The organism is Flagellimonas marinaquae (assembly GCF_003992675.1).
In the GTDB taxonomy this organism is placed as follows: Bacteria; Bacteroidota; Bacteroidia; order Flavobacteriales; family Flavobacteriaceae; genus Flagellimonas; species Flagellimonas marinaquae.
Window position 1 is genome coordinate 551298 of record NZ_RZMZ01000015.1, and the last position, 22185, is coordinate 573482.

At 43.7% G+C, this 22185-nt stretch carries 17 protein-coding genes; 7 read left to right on the plus strand and 10 right to left on the minus strand.

The window, feature by feature from the left end; all coding sequences use genetic code 11:
• Nucleotides 1-81 precede the first annotated feature (81 nt).
• The gene (locus EO130_RS11870; RefSeq protein WP_127141721.1) at nt 82-1710 is read left to right on the plus strand and encodes an ABC-F family ATP-binding cassette domain-containing protein; all 1629 of its coding nucleotides are present in this window, start codon (nt 82-84) and stop codon (nt 1708-1710) included.
• On the opposite strand, the gene EO130_RS11875 is transcribed toward EO130_RS11870, so the two are convergent.
• Nucleotides 1707-2426 (minus strand): hypothetical protein, encoded by a 720-nt coding sequence (locus EO130_RS11875; RefSeq protein WP_164732926.1) that lies wholly within the window; start codon nt 2424-2426, stop codon nt 1707-1709. The genes EO130_RS11870 and EO130_RS11875 overlap by 4 nt on opposite strands.
• A 216-nt stretch (nt 2427-2642) precedes the next feature.
• Here EO130_RS11875 and EO130_RS11880 point away from each other — a divergent pair, with 216 nt between their 5' ends.
• Nucleotides 2643-3170, plus strand: coding sequence for a fasciclin domain-containing protein (locus EO130_RS11880; protein ID WP_127141722.1), 528 nt, complete (start codon nt 2643-2645; stop codon nt 3168-3170).
• Here EO130_RS11880 and pheT read toward each other — a convergent pair whose 3' ends face one another.
• On the minus strand, nt 3171-5582 hold the full coding sequence (pheT, locus tag EO130_RS11885; protein ID WP_127141723.1) for a phenylalanine--tRNA ligase subunit beta: 2412 nt from the start codon (nt 5580-5582) through the stop codon (nt 3171-3173).
• Nucleotides 5583-5711: 129 nt separating this feature from the next.
• Between pheT and EO130_RS11890 the strand changes: the two genes are divergently transcribed.
• A complete protein-coding gene (locus tag EO130_RS11890) occupies nt 5712-6944 on the plus strand; it encodes a peroxiredoxin family protein (RefSeq protein ID WP_127141724.1) in 1233 nt (410 codons plus the stop codon).
• A 13-nt stretch (nt 6945-6957) separates the two neighbouring features.
• On the opposite strand, the gene leuB is transcribed toward EO130_RS11890, so the two are convergent.
• Both leuB and EO130_RS11900 read right to left on the minus strand, forming a co-directional pair.
• Nucleotides 6958-8076: a 3-isopropylmalate dehydrogenase gene (gene leuB, locus EO130_RS11895; RefSeq protein ID WP_127141725.1), complete on the minus strand. Its 1119-nt coding sequence runs from the start codon at nt 8074-8076 to the stop codon at nt 6958-6960.
• Between the two features lie 14 nt (nt 8077-8090).
• The gene (locus tag EO130_RS11900) at nt 8091-9263 is read right to left on the minus strand and encodes a 2-isopropylmalate synthase (RefSeq protein ID WP_127141726.1); all 1173 of its coding nucleotides are present in this window, start codon (nt 9261-9263) and stop codon (nt 8091-8093) included.
• Between the two features lie 147 nt (nt 9264-9410).
• On the opposite strand from EO130_RS11900, the gene EO130_RS11905 reads away from it, so the two are divergent.
• On the plus strand, nt 9411-10955 hold the full coding sequence (locus EO130_RS11905; protein ID WP_127141727.1) for a hypothetical protein: 1545 nt from the start codon (nt 9411-9413) through the stop codon (nt 10953-10955).
• Here the strand turns inward: EO130_RS11905 and EO130_RS11910 are convergent.
• Both EO130_RS11910 and panB read right to left on the minus strand, forming a co-directional pair.
• Nucleotides 10945-11655, minus strand: a complete 711-nt coding sequence (locus EO130_RS11910; RefSeq protein ID WP_127141728.1) for an RluA family pseudouridine synthase — start codon at nt 11653-11655, stop codon at nt 10945-10947. The genes EO130_RS11905 and EO130_RS11910 overlap by 11 nt on opposite strands.
• 14 nt (nt 11656-11669) lie before the next feature.
• On the minus strand, nt 11670-12488 hold the full coding sequence (gene panB, locus EO130_RS11915) for a 3-methyl-2-oxobutanoate hydroxymethyltransferase (RefSeq protein WP_127141729.1): 819 nt from the start codon (nt 12486-12488) through the stop codon (nt 11670-11672).
• Nucleotides 12489-12558: 70 nt separating this feature from the next.
• On the opposite strand from panB, the gene EO130_RS11920 reads away from it, so the two are divergent.
• Nucleotides 12559-13038, plus strand: a complete 480-nt coding sequence (locus EO130_RS11920; RefSeq protein WP_127141730.1) for a nuclear transport factor 2 family protein — start codon at nt 12559-12561, stop codon at nt 13036-13038.
• On the opposite strand, the gene EO130_RS11925 is transcribed toward EO130_RS11920, so the two are convergent.
• Nucleotides 13035-14459, minus strand: coding sequence for an L-serine ammonia-lyase (locus tag EO130_RS11925; RefSeq protein ID WP_127141731.1), 1425 nt, complete (start codon nt 14457-14459; stop codon nt 13035-13037). The genes EO130_RS11920 and EO130_RS11925 overlap by 4 nt on opposite strands.
• A gap of 231 nt (nt 14460-14690) precedes the next feature.
• Between EO130_RS11925 and dnaK the strand changes: the two genes are divergently transcribed.
• Together dnaK and EO130_RS11935 are read left to right on the plus strand one after the other, a co-directional pair.
• Nucleotides 14691-16610: a molecular chaperone DnaK gene (dnaK, locus tag EO130_RS11930; RefSeq protein ID WP_127141732.1), complete on the plus strand. Its 1920-nt coding sequence runs from the start codon at nt 14691-14693 to the stop codon at nt 16608-16610.
• 242 nt (nt 16611-16852) lie between these two features.
• Nucleotides 16853-19216: a TonB-dependent receptor gene (locus EO130_RS11935; protein ID WP_164732927.1), complete on the plus strand. Its 2364-nt coding sequence runs from the start codon at nt 16853-16855 to the stop codon at nt 19214-19216.
• Nucleotides 19217-19403: 187 nt separating this feature from the next.
• Here the strand turns inward: EO130_RS11935 and EO130_RS11940 are convergent, their stop codons facing one another.
• The 3 genes from EO130_RS11940 to EO130_RS11950 all read right to left on the minus strand — a co-directional run bounded on the left by EO130_RS11940 (nt 19404) and on the right by EO130_RS11950 (nt 22148).
• A complete protein-coding gene (locus tag EO130_RS11940) occupies nt 19404-20048 on the minus strand; it encodes a response regulator transcription factor (RefSeq protein WP_127141734.1) in 645 nt (214 codons plus the stop codon).
• 689 nt (nt 20049-20737) lie between these two features.
• Complete coding sequence (locus EO130_RS11945; protein ID WP_127141735.1) at nt 20738-21580, minus strand: TolB-like translocation protein; 843 nt, start codon at nt 21578-21580, stop codon at nt 20738-20740.
• Between the two features lie 175 nt (nt 21581-21755).
• Entirely contained in the window at nt 21756-22148 is a 393-nt protein-coding gene (locus tag EO130_RS11950; protein WP_127141736.1) for a DoxX family membrane protein, read from the minus strand.
• Nucleotides 22149-22185 lie beyond the last annotated feature (37 nt).

Sequence of the window (22185 nt, forward strand, 5' to 3'; positions counted from 1 at the left end):
TTCCATCGTTCAAATATGCGCGCTTAAATTAGAATGTGGAATCGTATTTAGCTATTTTTGCAAAAAAATAAAGATAGTTGCATGTTATCAGTATCGAATTTATCCGTACAGTTTGGCAAAAGAGTATTGTTCGATGAAGTCAATGTAACCTTTGCCCAAGGGAATTGTTACGGTATTATCGGTGCCAATGGTGCCGGTAAATCCACCTTTCTTAAAATTTTGTCGGGCCAAATAGATCCTACCTCGGGCCATGTGCATTTGGAACCAGGAAAGCGGATGTCTATTTTGGAGCAGAACCACAATGCTTACGATGAATATACCGTATTGGAAGCCGTGGTGATGGGAAACAAGCCCCTGTACAAAATCAAGAAGGAAATCGATGCCCTTTATGCGGACTACACCGATGAAAACGCGGAAAAGATTGGTGAACTCCAGGTCGAATTTGAGGAAATGAACGGATGGAACGCCGATAGCGATGCCGCGGCACTCTTATCCAACCTTGGAATTACCGAAGACCTGCACTATACCAATATGGCCGATTTGGATTCCAAGTTAAAGGTAAGGGTTCTCTTGGCTCAGGCTTTATTCGGAAATCCGGATGTGCTCATCATGGACGAGCCTACCAACGACTTGGATTACGAAACCATCAATTGGTTGGAAAATTTCTTGGCCAATTACGACAATACCGTAATCGTAGTGTCTCACGATAGGCACTTTTTGGATGCCGTTTGTACCACCATTGCGGATATCGACTTTGGAAAGATCAATCTGTTTTCCGGAAATTATACGTTCTGGTACGAGAGTAGCCAATTGGCAGCCAGACAAAGGGCGCAGCAGAACAAAAAGGCCGAAGAGAAGGCCAAGGAACTACAAGAGTTTATACAGCGATTCAGCGCCAACGTAGCGAAGAGCAAACAGGCAACTTCACGTAAGAAGATGTTGGACAAGCTGAAGGTAGAAGACATTAAGCCATCCAGCAGAAGATATCCTGCCATTATCTTTGACCGTGAGCGGGAAGCTGGCGACCAAATCCTAAATGTAGAAAAATTGACCGCTACTTCGGAGGACGGAGATTTATTGTTCAAAGATGTGAACATCAACCTGGCCAAGGGAGACAAAGTGGCCATCCTATCCAAAGACTCCCGTGCTACCACTGCTTTTTACGATATCGTTGCAGGAAAAACAACGGCCAACAGCGGAAAATATCAATGGGGGGTTACCACCACACAGTCCTATTTGCCTGCTGATAACTCGGAATTCTTCCAAGATAATGTGAATTTGGTAGATTGGCTCCGTCAATGGGCCAAGACCGAAGAAGAACGGGAAGAGGTATACTTAAGGGGATTCCTTGGAAAAATGCTTTTCAGCGGTGAGGAAGCGTTGAAAAAATGCACGGTGCTCTCCGGAGGTGAAAAGGTACGTTGTATGCTCAGTAGAATGATGATGCTCCGCGCCAATGTGTTGATGTTGGACGAACCCACCAACCACTTGGACCTGGAAAGTATCACCGCGTTCAACAACTCCCTGAAGAACTTTAAAGGAACAATTCTGCTCACCACGCACGACCACGAATTTGTGAACACCGTGGCGAACAGAATCATTGAATTGACGCCCAATGGCGCCATTGATCGCTACTTAACCTTTGACGACTATATGTCGGACAAATCCATCAAAGAGCAGCGTGAAAAAATGTACGCCGTAACTGCCTAAGCGTTAAAATATTTACTTTTCCAGATGGCTGGATTAAAGTTTTTCCCAAGGGCAAAACCGTAGAATATGACCACGGAGGCAATACTTTTGAACATAAAAAAGTAAATGATCCAAAATTCGGCTGTGGAGCTTTTCTTGGAAAACAGTCCTTCCGGTACCATAAGGGTAACGAGATAGCTGAGCAAAACCACCACAAGTATAAGATTGGCAATGTTCTTAAATGGCCAAGCGAACAATTTTCGCAAGGGATGAAGGTCGTTGCCCCATTTGTGGATCAAATAAAAATAATCGTTACCGATAGGGGCAAACAGCAACGGATCATCCTTGTCCTCCAGACGGAACAGTTTGGAGGGCGCCATAATCTTAAATCCTTTGATATCGGTGTTGTGCGCTGCCTCCAAATGTTTGATTTTGGAGATGGCAGCTTGAGGAATCTTCCCCTTAAAATATGAACTGTCCAAGAAGCGCAGACGGTAGTCGATGCAAATCTCCCTAATCTGGTCAATATGGAAAATTTTATCCGTTTCCAATAGATCAAAATCAAAGTCGTTGGAATAAGAGCTATTCTTGGAGCTCAATTGTTGGGCTATTTGCTCTTCTTTCCGAGTATCATTGCTTAAAATTTGTCTGACCTCGGCCAAAATGTGTTCGCCGTTTCCGTTTTTTTCCCTGCTTTTTCGAAGCTTTTGGGCAATGTTGGTTCCTTTCAAAATCATGCAGCTTTTTTTTAGTAATCTACTCAAATTTAAGGAATTGAATTTTCGATACTGACATTTGTCATAAAAAGCCGATGTTAAGTTTTTGTTAAATGGAATTTAGGGCCTACAAAAACCCGCAGATGTCAGCGAAAAAGATGTAACTTATCGAAGTTTTTGGCAGTTAATCGTAAAAACGTACTAAATTAGTCGAGCCCTAAAATTTTAACCAACCTCATGAGTACCCCCGCAACGAAGATTCTTTGTATAGTCTGTTTTGTGTTTTCCTTAAGTGCTTCAGCCCAAAGCACTTCCAATGCACTTTCGTTTGCCAGTAGGTTAGGTAACCATACTATTTTGCTCAGCGCGGTGAATGCCACAGAACTTGGAAGCCTGCTCCAAAAGTCAGGACCTTTCACCATATTTGCACCTTCTGATGCAGCTTTTGAGAAGTTCTCAAGTCAAAAAATGTCGGAAATGATCAATGCAGAGGATAAAAGAGCATTAAAATCTTTGCTGTCCTATCATATCGTGGCAGGTCAGTTGACTGCTTCACGGATGTTACGGGCCATCGGTAGAGGAAATGGTGTAGCCACCTTTACTACCGTACAAGGAAAAAAATTGACTGCACATTTGGATGGATATGACATTGTGCTCACAGACCCTGTAGGCAATACGGCTAGAATCACTGCGGCCGACCTTAATTTGGAAAACGAGGGTGTGGTTCACGAAATTGACAGCGTGATTTTACCTGCCCAGATGTAATCAGCGAAGTTCCGCTCCCAATTCCTTTTGATACTGGGCCAATAGTTTGCCCATAATCTTATCGATTTGCTTGTCTGTCAACGTCTTTTTCTCATCCATGAGGGTAAAGCTTACAGCATAGGATTTTTTCCCTTCTGGTAGCTTGTTCCCGGTGTATACATCAAAAAGGTTGACCTTTTTAAGTAACTTTCTTTCGGTATTCCAAGCAATATCATACACTTTTTGGAAGGAAACCGATTCATCCAACAACAGCGCAAAATCGCGGGTTACCTCTGGGAATCTTGGAATTTCCTTAAAAGCCACGTTTTGGGTACTTACCAACTTTAACAAGGCATCCCAGTTCAAATCAGCATAGAACACTTCCTGTTTAATGTCAAATTGTTTCAATGCCGCTTTGCTAACCAATCCAAGGGAAACCAAGACAGTATCGTTTTTCGTGTAGGATATTCCTTCCGAACAGCCTGGATTTGACAAAGGTTGGGTATCCAAGTCCCTAATGCCCAAACGTTCAAAAACATTTTCCACGATACCCTTTAAATAGAAAAATTCTGATTTTTTTGTGGCTACCGCCCAACTACTTTGCGTGCGATCTCCAGAAACGAAAATGGCCAAGTGTTGGTTTTCTTGATAAGCACCATCCACTTTGTGGTAGGTCTTTCCGAACTCGAACAATTTGAGGTCGGTTTTTTGACGGTTATGGTTATAGCTCACCGTTTGAAGCCCGGAATGAAGCATGGACGTACGCAGCACCGATAAATCGGAACTTAAAGGGTTCAGCATTTGAACGGCACCATCTTCTTCCGAACTCATGGTGTTCGCAACCAAACTATTGGTCATAATTTCATAGAAACCTTTGGAGGCCAGTAAGTTTCCGACTATGTCTTGGATACGATAATTTTCAAAACGGGAGGTTTTGGCAATGCTCGCATTTAGTTTTTCCTTAAAATCGATGTTGTTGTACCCATACACACGCAAGATTTCCTCGATCACATCAACTTCGCGGGTAACGTCCACCCGGTACATGGGAATGGTTAGCCCAAGTCCTGATTCGGTCACGTTATTGATTTTAATCTCCAAAGAGGAGAGTATGGACTTTATGGTATCCCTCGGGATTTCCTGTCCAATTAAGGAGTTGATTTTATTGAAGGTCAGGAAAACTTGTCTTTCCTGAGGTTTTTTAGGAAACAGGTCAACAATTTCGGAGGTGATGTAACCACCGGCAATCTCCCTGATCAGAAATGCGGCTCTTTTGAGGGCGTATTTGGTCAAATTGATATCGATTCCACGCTCAAACCGGAAAGACGCATCGGTATTCAACCCATGTCTTTTTGCTGTTTTTCTAATGGAAACTGGGTCAAAATAGGCACTTTCCAAGAAAATGGACGTCGTGTGCTCGGTGACCCCGGAGTGAATGCCACCAAAAACTCCAGCAATGCACATGGGTTTTTCAGCGTCGCATATCATAAGATCGTCTTCATGAAGCTCGCGCTCCACTTCGTCCAACGTAGTGAATTTGGTGCCCGAAGGCAATGTTTTTACCTCTACCTTGTTGCCTTTTATTTTGGATGCGTCAAAAGCATGCAGGGGCTGCCCCAGTTCGTGTAGCACATAGTTGGTTACGTCCACCACATTGTTTATCGGGGCCAAACCAATGGCTTTCAATCTGTTTTTTAACCAATCGGGAGAATCCTGGACCACGAGATTGTTTATGGTAACCCCACAATATCTAGGGGCCAGCTCGCTTTCCATAACTTCCACATCCACTTTTAAGGAACGGTTGTCAATGGAGAAATTGCTCACCGATGGGGTAACCAATTCTTTTTGGATTTCTTGCTGCTCCAGTCCAGCTTTTAAGTCCCGGGCCACTCCAAAATGGCTCATCGCATCGGCACGGTTGGGAGTGAGGCCAATTTCAAAGACCTCATCATTTTCAATATCGAAAACTTTGGCGCAAGGTGTACCAGGGACCAATTCCTCATTCAGCACCATAATTCCGTCATGGCTATCACCCAGACCGATTTCATCTTCGGCACAGATCATCCCTTGGCTCACTTCTCCTCGGATTTTTCCTTTTTTAATGACCCAAGCCTCGCCTTCTTTGGTGAATAGAGTGGTGCCAACCGTTGCTACGGGAACTTTTTGTCCGGCAGCTACGTTGGGTGCCCCACAAACAATCTGTACAGGGGCTTCTTGCCCAATATCCACCGTGGTCAACTTGAGCCTATCGGCATTCGGATGGGGTTCGCAAGTAAGCACGTGACCCACCACAATTCCTTTTAATCCGCCTTTAACTGATTCAAATGGTGTGATGCCCTCAACTTCCAGACCAAGATCTGTTAATAGTTCACCTGTTTTTTGAGCGTCCCAATCAATTTGCAAAAATTGCTTCAACCAGTTATAAGAAATCTTCATACCCCATTTTTAGAGGGCACAAATATATAACAATAGGGGAACAGATTCAACGATAATACTAACCATAAAACGTAGGAAGTGGTAAGTTTTAAATTGTATTTCCTACATTTAGGTAAAATCTTTCACTTTATGAACAGAATGAGGATAGCGTTACTAGGGCTTTTGATTTTATGCGCTTCATGCAAAAAGGAAGAGAAGCCCAAATTGGCAACCGGTGATTGGTTGGCGAAAATCGAGGTGTCAGAATCACAAAAGTTGCCGTTTGAGTTTACGCTTTCCCAAAATGAAGATGGAAACTACGTTATGAAAGCGTTCAATGCCGAAGAGGTAGTGACCATTGACGAGTTTACCTTCAATGGGGATTCCATCAATATTCGAATGCCCGTTTTTGAAGGACACATTGCTGGCACCTATACCGCCAAGCAAATTACGGGTGAATTTATTGAGGAAAGCAAGGAAAGAAGGGTTCCTTTCGTGGCCACCCATGGCAAGCAAGACCGTTTTGAGGTCAATGAAGAAGCTGCCGTAAACCTTTCTGGAATTTGGGAAACGTATTTTGATGTAAACACGGAGGACGAATATGCCGCCAAGGGGATTTTTATGCAGAACGGCAACCGATTAAAAGGAACTTTTAGAACAAAGACAGGGGATTACCGCTATTTGGATGGAGTGGTGACAGGCGATAGCATGAAACTTTCGGCTTTTGATGGTTCCCATGTCTTCCTTTTTCTTGCCGAGGTCACAGATAGTACGCTAAGCGGGAAGTTTTACTCCGGTAATCATTCCGTAGAAGAATTTATGGCCGCCAGAAATGAGGCTTTCGAGCTTCCGGATTCAAACGAGCTCACCTATTTTAGGGAAGGTTACGATAAATTCGATTTTACCTTTCCAAACTCGGACGGGGAAATGGTAGGTCTGGACGACCCTATGTTCAGAGATAAGGTCGTTTTGGTGCAGATTATGGGAACCTGGTGTACCAATTGTTTGGACGAGACCCGTTTTTACGTGGATTTCGTCAAAAATAACCCCGACCTGGACCTACAAATTGTTGGTCTTGCCTTTGAATATGCAAAAACGGAAGAAAAGGCTTTTGAGGGTATCCAAAGGTTAAAGGAACGGGAAGGTGTGCCTTATCCTATATTATTGGCGCAATATGGTACCTCCAACAAACAAAAGGCCAATGAAAAGCTTCCCATGTTGAACCATATTTTGTCGTATCCCACCACTATTTATATGGACAAAAATGGGCAGGTCAGAAAGATCCACACTGGTTTCAACGGACCTGCAACGGGTGAGAAGTTTGTTGAGTTTAAAGATGAATTCAATAAAACCATTCAGGAACTTACTTCGGATAAGGGTTAAAAGGCTGCCGAGACTAAATAATGGTGGATTTTCCTAAATCGATGTTCTCATCGTTCATTAAGGTATCATCTTCGATATCCACAATGTTATGTGCGATAAAATCCCCAACTTGATTGGTTCCGTACTGACTATTCTCATTCAGGTCGGGTGTAACGATTCCCTTTTTAAGTGACTTGTCCACTGCCTTTTTTACGGCCCAAGCCTCCTCGGTAAGCCCCAGATGTTCCAAAAGCATCGCTGCGGATAGGATGGAAGCAATCGGATTGGCAATATCCTTGCCCTTAGCTTGCGGATAAGAACCGTGGATGGGTTCAAAAAGGGCGCTTTCCTCTCCAATCGAAGCCGAAGCCAACAATCCAATCGAGCCGCCTATCACACTTCCCTCATCGGAAATAATATCCCCGAACATATTCTCGGTCAAAATAACATCAAATTGTTTGGGGTTGAGAATGATTTGCATAGCGGCATTGTCTACAAACAAAAAGTCCAACGCCACTTCGGGATAACTTTCCCCAATTTTGGTGACCACTTTGCGCCAAAGTCTGGAAGATTCCAGCACATTTGCCTTGTCCACAAGAGTCAATTTCTTTTTGCGCCCCTTGGCGGCCTTAAAGGCCAAATGGGCGATTCGGCTAATTTCCTCTTCTGTATATTCGCAAAGGTCCGAGGCTTTGGTTCCTTCTGGATTCAATTTTTTCTCGCCAAAATAGATACCACCCGTTAGCTCGCGATAGATAACAAAATCGGTACCATCGATGATGTTCTTTTTTAAAGGAGACTTGTCCAATAAGGTTGGATGGGAAATCACGGGACGTATATTCGCAAAAAGCCCCAATTCCTTCCTCAGTTGCAGCAAACCTTGTTCAGGCCGAAACTTGGCATCGGGATTATTGTCGTATTTAGGGTCTCCAATGGCACCAAAGAGCACCGCATCCGATTCCCTACATAACTGAAGGGTAGCATCAGGTAGGGGAACTCCTTTCTTATCAATGGCGATAGCACCCACTGGAGCTTCCTTAAAGATAAAATGCTGATTGAAGGTTTCCTCAACGGCATGCAAACATTTTACGGCCTGGGCCAAGACTTCGGGTCCTACACCGTCACCAGGAAGCAATACAATTTTAAATGTCATAAAATATATGCTGTTTAGGCAAGGCTTTTCATCCCTATATTACTGGTCTCCACAATTTCGTGGATATCCTCGTCGACAATTTCTTTCTTGACGTCGGCGTATTTTAAAAAGTTTTCATACACCGTGTCCAATTGGAGTTTGGTGAGTTCATAACCCACTTTTTTGGCTCGGTAGGCCAAGGCGGCGCGACCACTTCTAGCGGTCAGCACAATGGAGGATTCACTTACCCCAACATCTTTAGGGTCGATGATCTCATAGGTTTCCCTACGTTTGATTACACCGTCCTGGTGAATTCCCGAGCTGTGCGCAAAGGCATTGGAGCCTACAATGGCTTTGTTGGGCTGTACGGGCATTCCCATTTTTTGGGAAACCATAGTACTGGTGTCCCAAAGCAATCTGCTGTTGATGTCGGTATCCAGGTTCAAGTGTGGATGTTGTCTCATTACCATCACTACTTCTTCGAGGGAAGTGTTTCCGGCGCGTTCACCGATACCGTTGATGGTACATTCAATTTGTCGGGCCCCGTTGATTACTCCAGCAATGGAGTTGGCGGTGGCCAAACCTAAATCGTTGTGACAATGGCAGGACAGGATAGCTTTATCGATACCCTTTACATTCTCCTTCAAATATTTCATTTTGGCACCGTATTCTTCGGGCAGGCAATAACCAGTGGTATCGGGGATATTTAAAACAGTGGCACCGGCCTTAATGGCAGCTTCACAGATTCGGGCCAAGAACTCGTTATCGGTACGGCCTGCGTCTTCTGCATAAAATTCCACATCTTCCACAAAGGTTTTGGCGTAGGCCACAGCTTCAACCGCTCTTTCGATAATCTTGTCCTGTGTGGAGTTGAATTTATATTTGATGTGTGATTCGGAGGTTCCGATTCCGGTATGGATTCTGGGTCTTCTGGCATCTTTGATGGCCTCTGCAGCCACTTCGATGTCCTTTTTCACCGCGCGGGTAAGTCCACACACCCTTGCATTTTTGACCAACTTTGCAATTTCGTTCACCGATTTGAAATCACCGGGACTGGAAATGGGAAAACCTGCTTCGATCACATCAACCCCTAGTTCGTCCAGTCGTTCGGCAATGATCAATTTTTGTTCGGTATCCAGTTTACAGCCAGGCACCTGTTCGCCATCCCTTAGTGTTGTGTCAAAAATTTCTACCTTATCTTTACCCATGTTATCAACCTGATTTTTTCTATGACTAACGAAAGTAGTAAAGCAAGGAAGAAGACGAAAAGCAGCTAGGTACGTGTTACAATGTTAAACGGCTTCTGCACTCAACTAAATAACTGAAAAACAATTGCTTAAACAATATTTTTTACGATGACAAATGCCCATAAGGATGCTTTGTTTGTACTGGTAAAATCGCTTTCCAAGTCCGAAAAACGCCAATTTAAGCTGTATGTAGGCCGATTGGGTGTAAATACGGATGCCAAGTTTTTGGCCCTCTTCAATCTATTGGATAAAATGCGAAAATATGATGAGCGACAAATATTGGATAGTGGGATTGTGAAAAAATCACAGCTTTCCAACCTCAAGGCGCATTTGTACAAACAGATTTTGGTGAGTCTACGTTTGAATCCGGTCAACCAGAATGTGCGTATTCAGATTCGGGAACAATTGGACTTTGCCACCATCTTGTATCAAAAGGGACTCTACAAGCAAAGCTTGAAAATTTTGGAGAAGGCCAAAAGCTTCGCCATAGAGAACGAGGAAAAGAACGTGGCTTACGAAATTGTGGAGTTGGAGAAAATCATCGAAACACAATACATTACACGTAGTATTCCAGATAGGGCGGACGAGTTAGCGAGGGAGGCCAAGCATTTGAGCGCACAAAACGTAATGACGAGCAAACTTTCCAATCTTTCCCTACAATTGTACGGAATGATGCTAAAAGTGGGTTACGTGCGCAGCGATGAGGATTTGCAAAAAGTAAAAACCTATTTTGACGAGCATTTGCCTAAATACAATATTGAAGACTTAGGTTTTCGTGAAAAATTATGGTTATACAAAGCGCATTTATGGTATAGTCTTTTGATTCAGGACTTTTTGTCAGCCTATAAATATGCCAGTAAATGGGTAGATCTTTTCTACGAAAATGACCATATGATTCCTTTGAATCCGGTTTTCTTCTTGAAGGGTAACCACTACCTGTTGGAATCACTGTTTTTTGTGAAATATGCCTCCCAGTTTAGGGAAACCTTGGAACGACTGGAAGCACAGGTAAACGACGACAGGTTCCCTAAAAATGATAACATAAGCTCGTTGGCCTTTTTGTACATTAACACCAACAATTTGAACCTTCATTTTTTGGAAGGTACTTTTGACAAGGGGATTTATTTGGTGAACATCATTGAGTACGGCATCAAAAAACACCGGCAACAGATTGATGAGCACCACGTGATGCTCCTTTATTACAAAATTGCCTGTTTGTATTTTGGCAATGGGGACAACAAAAATTGTATAGCCTATCTCAAAAAGATCATTTCCAACAAGAAGTTGAAAATGCGCGAAGACCTCATGTGCTTTGCCAGGGTATTGAGCCTTGTAGCACATTATGAAGCGGGTATGGACTACCATTTGGAAGTACAGTTGAAGAGTACCTACAAGTTCCTGTTGAAAATGAACGACTTGCACGAGGTGCAGAAAGAAATGATCAAGTTTTTACGAAATCTTGGCGATATCTACCCCACCGATCTAAAGGGGGAGTTCCAGAAACTATACAACGAGCTTAAGAAATACGAAAACCATCCGTACGAAAAGCGGACATTCCTGTATTTGGATATTCTTTCATGGCTGGAAAGCCATTTGCAGAACAAACCGGTTTCCGAAATCATCAGGGAAAAGGCTTTGGCGCTTACTCGCTAAGACAGGCCTTCCAAACCGGGTCTTCTGGTGGAGGCGCCACAAACGCTATGGGCTCTTTTTGTACTGGATGAAGGATGACCAAGCTCCGTGCATGCAGATGAATCCCACCATCCTTGTTACTGCGGTCCGCACCATATTTTAAATCTCCTTTGATAAAGCAGCCAATGGCGGCCAATTGCGCCCTTATTTGATGGTGCCTGCCCGTTTTCAGGTCGATTTCCAACAGATAGTAGCTATCCAGCTTTTTAATTAGCTTGTAGTCCAAAACCGCTTTTTTGCTATTGGGAACCTCGTTGTTATGCGCATAGGATTTATTCTGTTTTGGATTGCGGACCAACCAATGTGTTAAGGTGTCGCTTTCTTTGGGAGGTGGGTTTTTGACCACGGCCCAATACATTTTTTTAGTATCCCCTTCGGCGAACATCTTGTTGAGCCTTGGTAGGGCTTTGGAAGTTTTGGCAAAGAGCACAATGCCCGATGTAGGTCGGTCCAAACGATGCACCACACCCAAATACACATTGCCAGGTTTGTTGTATTTATCCTTGAGATACTGTTTTACCACCTCGCTCAAAGGATCATCACCTGTTTTGTCCCCCTGAACAATATCGCCCACTCGTTTATTGACCACAATCAAGTGGTTGTCTTCAAAGAGCACTTGAAGGTTAGAGGGGGTGGAATGTTGATTGTTGTTACTTGACAATTGCTGATTGAAGTTTAGTATGATTCTTCCTCACTTGGGAAATCCTGACTTTTCACATCCTGCACGTATTGAGAAACGGCTTGGGTCATTTCATCATATAGATTGAGATACCTCCTCAAAAATCTTGGGTGAAACTCATGTGTCATGCCCAGCATATCGTGGACCACCAGCACTTGTCCGTCCACATGGTTGCCCGCCCCGATACCAATGATAGGGATAGAAACACTTTCCGCGACCTCTTTGGCCAATTTGGCCGGAATTTTTTCCAAAACAATGGCAAAACAGCCCAATTCTTCCAACAATTTGGCATCGGACTTTAGCTTTTCGGCCTCTTCCTCTTCTTTTGCGCGGACCGTGTAAGTCCCAAACTTATAAATAGACTGTGGGGTGAGTCCCAAGTGGCCCATTACAGGGATTCCCGCTTCCAAAATACGGCTGATGGACACTTTTATTTCCTCGCCTCCTTCCACTTTTACAGCATGTGCGCCACTTTCCTTCATAATTCGGATGGCGGAGCGCAAAGCTTCCTTGGAATCACCTTGATAGCTGCCAAAAGGAATATCGACCACAACGAGCGCTCTTTTCGCAGCCCTTACTACAGAGGTGGCATGATAGATCATTTGGTCGAGGGTGATGGGCAGGGTGGTTTCATGGCCGGCCATGACATTACTGGCGGAATCACCCACCAAAATGGCGTCCACGAGGGCACCATCCACAATTTTCGCCATGGAATAATCGTAGGAGGTAAGCATGCTGATTTTTTCCCCACGCTTTTTCATATCCACCAACGATTTTACCGTTACCCTTTTATATTCTTTTTTAGCTGTAGACATTGTAATTCTGTTTGATGGCTAAAAGTAAGCAGATTTGTTTAATTTAGACATCAATCAAAAAACTAATCAAATGAGAAAACTGTTCAGTTCCGTAGTATTGATGGCCATCTTTGCCTTTGGGTATGCCCAGGGACCAAAGCCGTCCAGCGAAGAAGATAAAAATCAGGTAAAACAAGTCATCGAGACTTTTTTTGATGGCTTCCACAAGCAAGATTCCACCATCATTAAAAGTACCGTGGCCGATGGGATTGTATTGCAGACCACGGGAAGAAACGCCGAGGGTAAGACCCAATTTAGAACCGAGGAATTTTCTAAATTTCTGAAATCGATTGTCGGCATTCCTGAAACGACCCAATTTGAGGAAAAACTGACGTCCTTCTCCATTCAGGTGGATAGGACCATGGCCAATGCTTGGGTAGGTTATGAGTTCTGGTTGAACGGTGAGTTTAGCCATTGTGGCATCAATTCCTTCCAACTGATCAATTTTGATGGTGAATGGAAAATCATCTACCTGATCGATACCCGGGGCAAGGAAGGGTGTATGGATTAACAATCACTGAGGAATACGCCCACAGCCAATCCTCCTTCGGAGGTTTCCTTGTATTTGGAGCTCATATCCTTTGCTGTTTCCCACATGGTATTCACGACCTTGTCCAGAGGTACCTTGCACTCTTTTGGGTCGGTGTCCAACGCCAATTCTGCAGCATTGATGGCCTTTATGGCTCCCATGGCATTACGTTCTATGCAAGGGACCTGCACCAAGCCTCCGATGGGATCGCAGGTGAGTCCTAGATGATGTTCCATGGCAATTTCGGCGGCGATAAGCACTTGTTCGGGAGAACCGCCCATCAACTCCGTTAAACCGGCAGCGGCCATGGCAGAGGAAACTCCAATTTCTGCTTGGCAACCACCCATGGCAGCAGAAATGGTGGCGCCTTTTTTAAAGATGCTTCCAACCTCGCTGGCCACTAATAAAAACTGCTTTACATCGTCAAAATTGGCATCGTGGTTTTCGATGACCATGTAATACATCAACACGGCAGGGATAACCCCGGCACTTCCGTTGGTGGGTGCGGTGACCACTCTGCCCAAAGAGGCATTCACTTCGTTAACGCTGAGCGCAAAGCAACTTACCCATTTGATGATCTGGCGAAATTTCACCTCGGTATCCCGAATACTTTCCAGCCATTCCTGTGGATTGGAGTAGGGGACTTCCCCTTTGAGTTTTTGATGAATCTCAAAGGCACGCCGTTTTACATTTAAGCCTCCGGGAAGTTTCCCTTCGGTATGGCAACCAGTGTACATGGACTCCAGCATGGTATTCCAAATTTTGGCAATGCCTTCGTTTATTTCTTCCTCCGTTCGTAGGGATAGTTCGTTTTCCATCACAATCTGGGAGATGGATTTGTTGTGGGCATTGCAGTGTTGGAGCAGTTCGTCGCCTGTGCGGACAGGGTGCGGGAAGGTTTTAAAGGTTTCCTTGTTTTCCTTGGCATGGATTCGTTCCTCCTTTACCACAAAACCGCCACCAATGGAGTAATAGGTTTCGCTGATGGTTTGGCCATCATTAAGTTTTGCTTCAAACCGCATACCATTGGCGTGGAAGGGCAAAAATTCCCGAATAAATACGATATCTTCTTGAAAACTGAAGGGAATCCATTTCTTTCCACCAAAATTCAGTTTTTTCTCTGCCTTGATATTGTCAATACTACCTGAAATACTGTCAATGTCCACTGTTACGGGATCTGTGCCCAAAAGCCCCATGACCACGGCAATGTCCGTAGCATGTCCTTTTCCAGTAAGGCAAAGGGAACCATATAAATAGGCTTTAATGGACTGCACATGTTCAAAGAAGCCATCTTCTTCAAGTTCCGCAATCCATCGTTCGGCAGCACGCCAAGGCCCTAAGGTGTGGGAGCTGGACGGTCCCACGCCGACTTTTAGCATATCAAACACACTGATGCACTCCATAGACTGAATTTACTAGTTCAAATATAGGAAGCTAAACGGGATAAAATTGCGAATATTTAAATATCTGCAGTACTATTCGACCTAAAATTGCAGCACTCTCAATTTAGGCCTTCATTTGTGGGGTTTTAGCAATTGTATGACAGCTTGTCATATTCTGTGGCATGGCATAATCATTGACATTTAAAGAACGAAACAAAAAGGAATTTTAAACAGATATAACTTTTAGATACGATGAGCAAGATTATAGGTATAGACTTAGGTACGACCAACTCCTGCGTCTCTGTAATGGAAGGTAACGAACCCGTGGTAATTCCAAATGCCGAGGGAAAACGAACTACTCCATCCATGATCGCCTTTGTGGAAGGCGGGGAGATCAAGGTCGGTGACCCTGCAAAAAGACAAGCGGTGACCAACCCGCACAAAACGATTTATTCCATCAAGCGATTTATGGGTAATAAATACTCAGAATCGAGCAAGGAAGCCAAACGGGTACCTTACAAAGTAACCAAAGGTGACAACGATACTCCTAGAGTGGATATCGATGGTCGTTTGTACACTCCACAAGAATTGTCTGCCATGATTCTTCAGAAAATGAAGAAGACTGCGGAGGATTATTTAGGGCAAGATGTAACCAGAGCGGTAATCACCGTTCCGGCCTACTTTAATGATTCACAAAGACAGGCTACCAAGGAAGCCGGTGAGATCGCAGGTCTTACCGTGGAGCGTATTATCAACGAGCCCACAGCTGCATCTTTGGCATACGGACTTGATAAGAAAGACACTGATCAAAAAATAGTGGTGTTTGACTTTGGTGGAGGTACGCACGACGTTTCCATTTTGGAACTGGGTGACGGGGTGTTTGAAGTATTGGCCACTGATGGTGATACCCACTTGGGCGGTGACGATGTGGACCAAAAGATTATCGATTGGTTGGCCGAAGAGTTTAAGAAAGATGAGGATATGGACCTTCGTGAAGACCCCATGGCACTACAGCGCTTGAGGGAAGCCGCGGAGAAAGCCAAAATCGAGTTGTCTTCTTCTGCACAGACAGAAATCAACTTGCCTTACGTTACTGCAACGTCCTCGGGACCCAAGCACTTGGTACGAACATTGTCCAGAGCCAAATTTGAGCAGCTGATTGCCGATTTGGTCAAAAGAACAATCGAACCTTGCGAGAAGGCATTAAAGTCCGCCGGACTTTCAAAAAGCGATATTGACGAAATCATCTTGGTAGGTGGTTCCACTCGTATCCCTGCGGTACAAGAAGCCGTTGAAAAGTTCTTTGGCAAAAAACCATCCAAAGGGGTAAACCCAGATGAGGTTGTGGCCATTGGTGCCGCTATCCAGGGTGGTGTATTGACAGGGGACGTTAAAGATGTACTCTTGTTGGATGTTACCCCACTTTCTTTGGGTATTGAAACCATGGGCGGTGTGTTCACCAAATTGATTGAAGCGAACACGACCATTCCGACCAAGAAATCACAGGTATTCTCTACGGCGGCGGATAACCAACCTTCGGTTGAAATCCACGTATTGCAAGGGGAGCGTCCGATGGCGGCAGATAACAAGACCATTGGTAGGTTCCACTTGGATGGAATTCCACCAGCGCCAAGAGGTACACCTCAAATTGAAGTGACCTTCGATATTGATGCCAACGGTATTATCAAGGTTTCTGCAACCGACAAGGCCACCGGTAAGTCACAAGACATCCGAATCGAGGCTTCTTCAGGATTGACCGAGGAGGAAATCAAAAAGATGAAAGCAGAAGCGGAAGCCAATGCCGAAGCCGATAAGAAAGCCAAGGAGACTGCTGATAAATTGAACGAGGCCGACGCCATGATTTTCCAAACCGAAAAGCAATTGAGCGAGTTTGGCGATAAATTGTCCGATGACAAGAAAAAGCCAATCGAAGAAGCTTTGGAAGAATTGAAAAAGGCTTACGAAGGCAAAGACCTAGCGGTGATTACGCCAGCTTTGGAGAAAATCAACGAAGCATGGAAAGTAGCTTCCGAAGAAATGTACAAAGCACAGGCTGAAGCCCAAGGCGGTGGAGCAGGAGCTTCATCTGCTGGCGCCGATGATACGGCCGGTAGTGGCGGAGCATCGGAAGGAGACAACGTTGAGGACGTAGACTTCGAAGAAGTCAAGTAGCCCGTCCTGAGCAAAGTCGAAGGATAGACTTCGAAGAAGTGAAGTAATTCAATTGTGGTATAAATAGAAAAACCCTGACGATTTCGTCAGGGTTTTTTTTGTTGGGTATTTCCAGACCTAATCCAAGTAGGGTATTACTGACACGATTTTTTTGTATTTTTAGAATGGTGGATATGGAACAGATGGGACCTTTACGCTATCTGAGGTGGGTTCCACCAATCAAAAAATCACTTTTCTCTGCTATGGAAAATAAGATAAGGGCATCATTTATAATCCTGTTTTTGCTTGGCTTAGCCGTGGTATCGGCACAAAGTTCACAATCGGACTTCACAAAAGAAACTTGGAAGGATCTAAAGCTCGATTTTCAAGCCAGTTTTGAAGATTCACTGGCAGTACGAAAAGAGCGCGTGATACTTCAAATCGCCAACAATCAACTACATCCTGACGAACCTCTTTTTTTTAAAGGATATCTCACCACAGAAAGCCAATTTGGAAGGTACAGCAAGAGTGGAGTTCTGAAGGTGGAGTTATTGGACAGCAGTGGAACGCTAATAAAACGACAGTACCATAAAATTGAGGACGCAATGGTTGAAGGCCAGTTGAACTTGCCCAATGAAATAGAACCGGGCAATTATACGCTAAAGGCTTATACCCGTTGGTCCCAAAACTATGGTGTTGATTTTGCAGCAAAAGAGCAAATACGAATAGGGGAGCTTTTGGACAAAGAGAAAAAGGCAAATGAAGCTAATGTTTCAATCATCCCTGAAGGGGGTACATTTTTAAGCGGACAAAAGAACAGGATAGTTGTAAAAGTTCCATCGGATGTCACCAACAAAGTGAGGCACGGAAGAATTTATGATAAAAATGGACAAGAAGTAACCAAAGTCTCCTTTTACACCTCTGGCTTGGGCACGGCCCTACTAACTCCAAAAGAGAACGAAACATATACCTTGGAATTGGAAAATGGAAAACGTTTCCCACTTCCAAAGGTAACAACAGATGGTTTTCTATTGCACGTGAACAATCTGGATAAGGACAATGCCATAGTACGCATAACTCCCTCCGATCTGCGTGCTGGCGAAGAAGTAGAACTCATCGGAACATCAGGAGGGATAACCTATTTTAAAAAAAGCTTGAATTTCGCTAATGGAAATAGTTTGGATGTAGAACTCTTCAAACCTAACTTGCCAGAAGGCATCATCAATTTAAAGTTGGTAGACCAGCTTGGCTCCGAATTGGCTTCCAGACCTATTTGGATAGCCAGGGAAAAGCTTCGAATTGCAATTGACACCCTTTGGCAAGATAGCCCTAGCGATTTGAAAACCATCAAAATCCGAGTAACTGACAATCAAAACAGGCCTGTAAAATCACAATTGACCCTCAGCGTTAATCGAACTGAATCAAACAACCAAAGCAATACTCCTTTTACCTTCTCGGATGTTTTGGCGGGGCAGGAAGTATCCTTTTACAGGAAAGAGGCTTTTCTCAAAGACCTTGAGGTGTTGTCTTCCGCAGGAGAGGTCAAGAAAGATGTTGTGAACGAAGGTGAAAGCACAATTGGCAATAAAAAATTCCCATATCAACAAGGATTGGAAATCATGGGCCACGCCTACGACTTGAACAATAACCTATTGACCAATACCAAAATTCAATTGGTGGCGACAAGCGAAGAAGATGTTTGGGCTGGGGAGGCACAAACTGATGCTCAAGGCATACTTAAACTGGAGCAGATTCACATAGAGGGAACAGCAACATTGGTTGCTAGGACGGAGGGGGAGGACGTGAAATCCAGATTGGTAAAGATCGTACCCTTCAACGGGACATTCAAGAATAGGAAAACCGAAACGAAATCTGTCAGTGGCAATACCACCAATGAGGAGTTATTTAGCGATGAGGATTCGGAAAGGACCATTGAACTGGTAGAAGTGGAAGTGGTAGAGAAGGGCAAGGAAAAGATAAAACATACCCCTGCCAAATACGGGGTGGATGTTCCTTCACATCGCATCAACCATCAAGATTTTGAAAGACCTAAAACCCTACCGCAGTTGCTTGCAGAACTTCCAGGGGTTATTGTGAGCGGAGCTGAGACCTTGAACCCATTCGTGAAGGTCATGGGTGGTTCGGGCACTATTTTATGGGTTGTGGATGGTTTCCCTTTGGCTCAAGAAGGAAGTGCTGCCCAAGTGGGTACAGCCGCTACGAGTCCTTTGGATGATGTAATGGATTTGGTCAGTGATAGGGATATTGAAAGGGTAGAGCTATTGAAGGGTCCAGAGGCCTCTATGTACGGCAGCAGGGCCTCTGCTGGTGTTTTTGTCATTTACACGAGAATGGGCAATGAGTTGGAGCATGTTTCCAGAAGTCAAAGTGCGCTGCGTTTTGAAGGGTATACGCCCGCCATTGATTTTCAAGAGTACCACAAACGCCTTTCAAAAAGAAAGAAGGAAAAAAATAAATTGCTGTATTGGAACCCAAGGCTGGAAACCGATGCAAATGGGGAAATCCGAATTACTCTCCCTGTTATGAAGGATATATCAGCTATTGATATCGAGGTCAGTGCCAAATCTGAAGATGGAAAAATAGGCTTTTCCAACATTACGCTTTAGTCGGGCATGGAACAATAAAAAAAGGCTGTCTAAAAAAGCAGTTTACCTGTCAGTTCGAGCGCACGCCTGCAGCAGGCAGGCGATATAATACGCATTCATAATCAATAGGTTTTGACTTTGATCAACCTGACAAATGCCAAATATTACCGCTTTTTAGACAGCCTCTTCTTTTCTATTACTACATGGATTATGCAGCGTTCAACTGCTGGATTTCCATTTCCTTAAGCTTCCGAAGGGCTTCGGATTTAGAGTTCACATTGAGTTTCACATAAATGTTTTGGATGTGAAAATTAACGGCACTGGGGGTTACAAAGAGCTTGTCGGCAATCATTTTATAGGTGAAACCCTGTGTGAGCAATTCCACAATTTCGTTCTCTTTTTTGGAGAACATTTCGAAGGATTTGGTCTGGAACGAATCAATGATTTTTTTCGCCACATCAAGCTCCAAGGCTACACCATGTTGCCCAAGCGCATCCAGCGCATTAAAGAGCCTGTCTTTGGTAATAGGTTTGATGAGGTAGCCACTGGCCCCTTTAGTAAAAGCCTCCTTAATGAGCTTAAAATCGTTTTTTTGGCTCATCATCAGCACTTTTAAATTTTCGTTCTTTCGGTAAAAGTACTCCAGACCATCAATTCCTGATATTCCGTTGAGCATGGCTTCACAGATAATAATATCCGGATGGGACCGTCCAAAATTGGACAAAAGCGTGTGTACGGAGGGGTAGATTCCATGCAGCTCGTACTGCTCATTGTCTTGAAAATACTGGGTGTAAATGCCGCCAAGCATATCATCGTTATCGATGATGGCAATTTTTAATGAATTTGTTTTCATGATAAGAAAGATTTGGGGGATTCATACTGTTACATCATGTGTATTGTAGGTTAAGATTTGGACAATAGTGTCCATTCTCCCGCTTTTGAAGTTGGGATAAACCTCAGCAAATCGGATAGTATGCCAGCAAAGGGCATCCTCCGGAAAGCCAAATTGGTTTTCTTCAAAAATGGGTATGACCCAAATAGGACCAAGCGCTAAAAAAATGTTTAGTTGAGGTTTGTCTCGCTAAAAAAGTAGATGGAAAAGAGGTTTTGGGACTCCTTTTTTCAGTGTGTTGTAATTTCTGTTCATGACTTAATAGATTTGGGATTGTATTATTTCAATAGTGAATTTAGAATTTTTTAACTACCAAAAGGAATTTTTGTAGTGATTTTCGTTCAAATGCATATTTTGAATAAGCTCTCAAGGGCGGATGGATGAATGAAGGGGAGTGTAGTATATATGCAAAACATTGATTTTCAAATTATTGCATAAAAAAAATAGGATGCCGTCCCATCAGCATCCTATTCTTGAAGTAAATCGGTCAGATTGAAATAATACAACCCGTTTTCTAATGATAGTCTGTCAGTTTCCCCCTGTCTTTCTTATCATCGTCATGAGTGTTTCTGAATTTCGGCTATGAAACAACATCATAAGACACAATCAGGTTTATTGACCGATTCAATAAAGTCGTTGGCAATCAATTATTAGTCTTCGTCCTGGAATGAGGTGTCCACATAGTCGTAGGCATTCCCATTCATAGCAGTTTGGAGTCCTGTACCTCCATCAGCAACATCATTGTACTGATCCCGCTTACTTGAACGTCCGTAGGCCACTGTATATTGTGATACAGTATTGTTGAAACCTCTATTGGAGACCACAAAACCCATTTTTTTCTCAGGGCTCAACTGAATGGCATACTCATCGCTGTTGGTGTTGATGTGGGCACCTAGGTTTACTGATGTGGTCAAGGTGTTCTTTACCACTTGGGAGGCATAAAGGTCCAATCCGCCAAAGCCATCCCTTCCTTCGGAAGCAAAGAACAGCAAGGTTTCATTGTAGATGCTGGGGTACAGTTCATCCTCTTTGGTGTTCACCTTTGGGCCAAGGTTTTTGGATACGCCCACGGAGCCATCCGCAGCAATATCGGCCACATAAATATCGTATTTGCCAAAGGTTCCTTTCATGTTGGAGGCAAAGAACAGGCGTGTTCCATCCCCGGTTACGGTTGGGTGCTTGGCAGAGTAGTGTTTGGGACAAACCTCCAATTGGGTGATGTTCGTCCATTCGCCATTGATATTTTCTGCACGGTAAATATGGTACACCAATTCTTTCTTGGAGAATACACCGTAAAGTGGCTTTTCATAGGTTCCCTTGCTGAAATAGGCAGTTTTTCCATCTTTGGTGATGGACATGGAAGGTACGTAACCATCAACTGTGGACACACTTCCTTCCATAGTGTCATTAATTTGGTCTGATTGCGCTGTACTGTTTTGACTGACTAGAAACATTCCTGAAACAAGTAGGCTGTAAATTGTAGATCGTGTCATGATGTATAGATTTGGGGGTTAATACATCACAAAGATCAAAAACATTCCGCCGGAATACTTATGAATTTTTCATAGGTTTTCACTTTTAACGGATAAAAAGTGCATTTCAACGAATATTTTTTCGGTATTTAACAGTTGCCAAAGCTTTAAATCGCATTTAATCGGACTTTTAGTGTCATTTGTCCCATAACTTACCAATGGGGATTTGCTTTCGGTTAATCCAAACCAGTGCCATACAGAAAATTAAAGTGACCAAGGCCAATATAAATAAAGTGCCGCCATCATTTTGAACAACAACTCCCAACTTCGTCACATGGGAGAATAGGGCCCCTGCCATAATGCCCATACCCAATAGGGCCCCTAGCCAAGTAGTTTTTGGTACCATAATAAGAATGGCAATGATCAATTCGGCCACGCCCAGACCAATTCTTCCCCAAGGCTCCAAGCCCAATTGTTCAAAAATGAAGACAGATTCCGGTGCAGCGGAAAACTTAAAATAAAGGGTCTGCAGTAAAATAATGGCGGGGACAAGTCGCAGTATCAAGCTCAAAATGGATTTTGTTGTCATTTGTTTATTCGATTTTGTTGAATGCTAACTTGGTCGT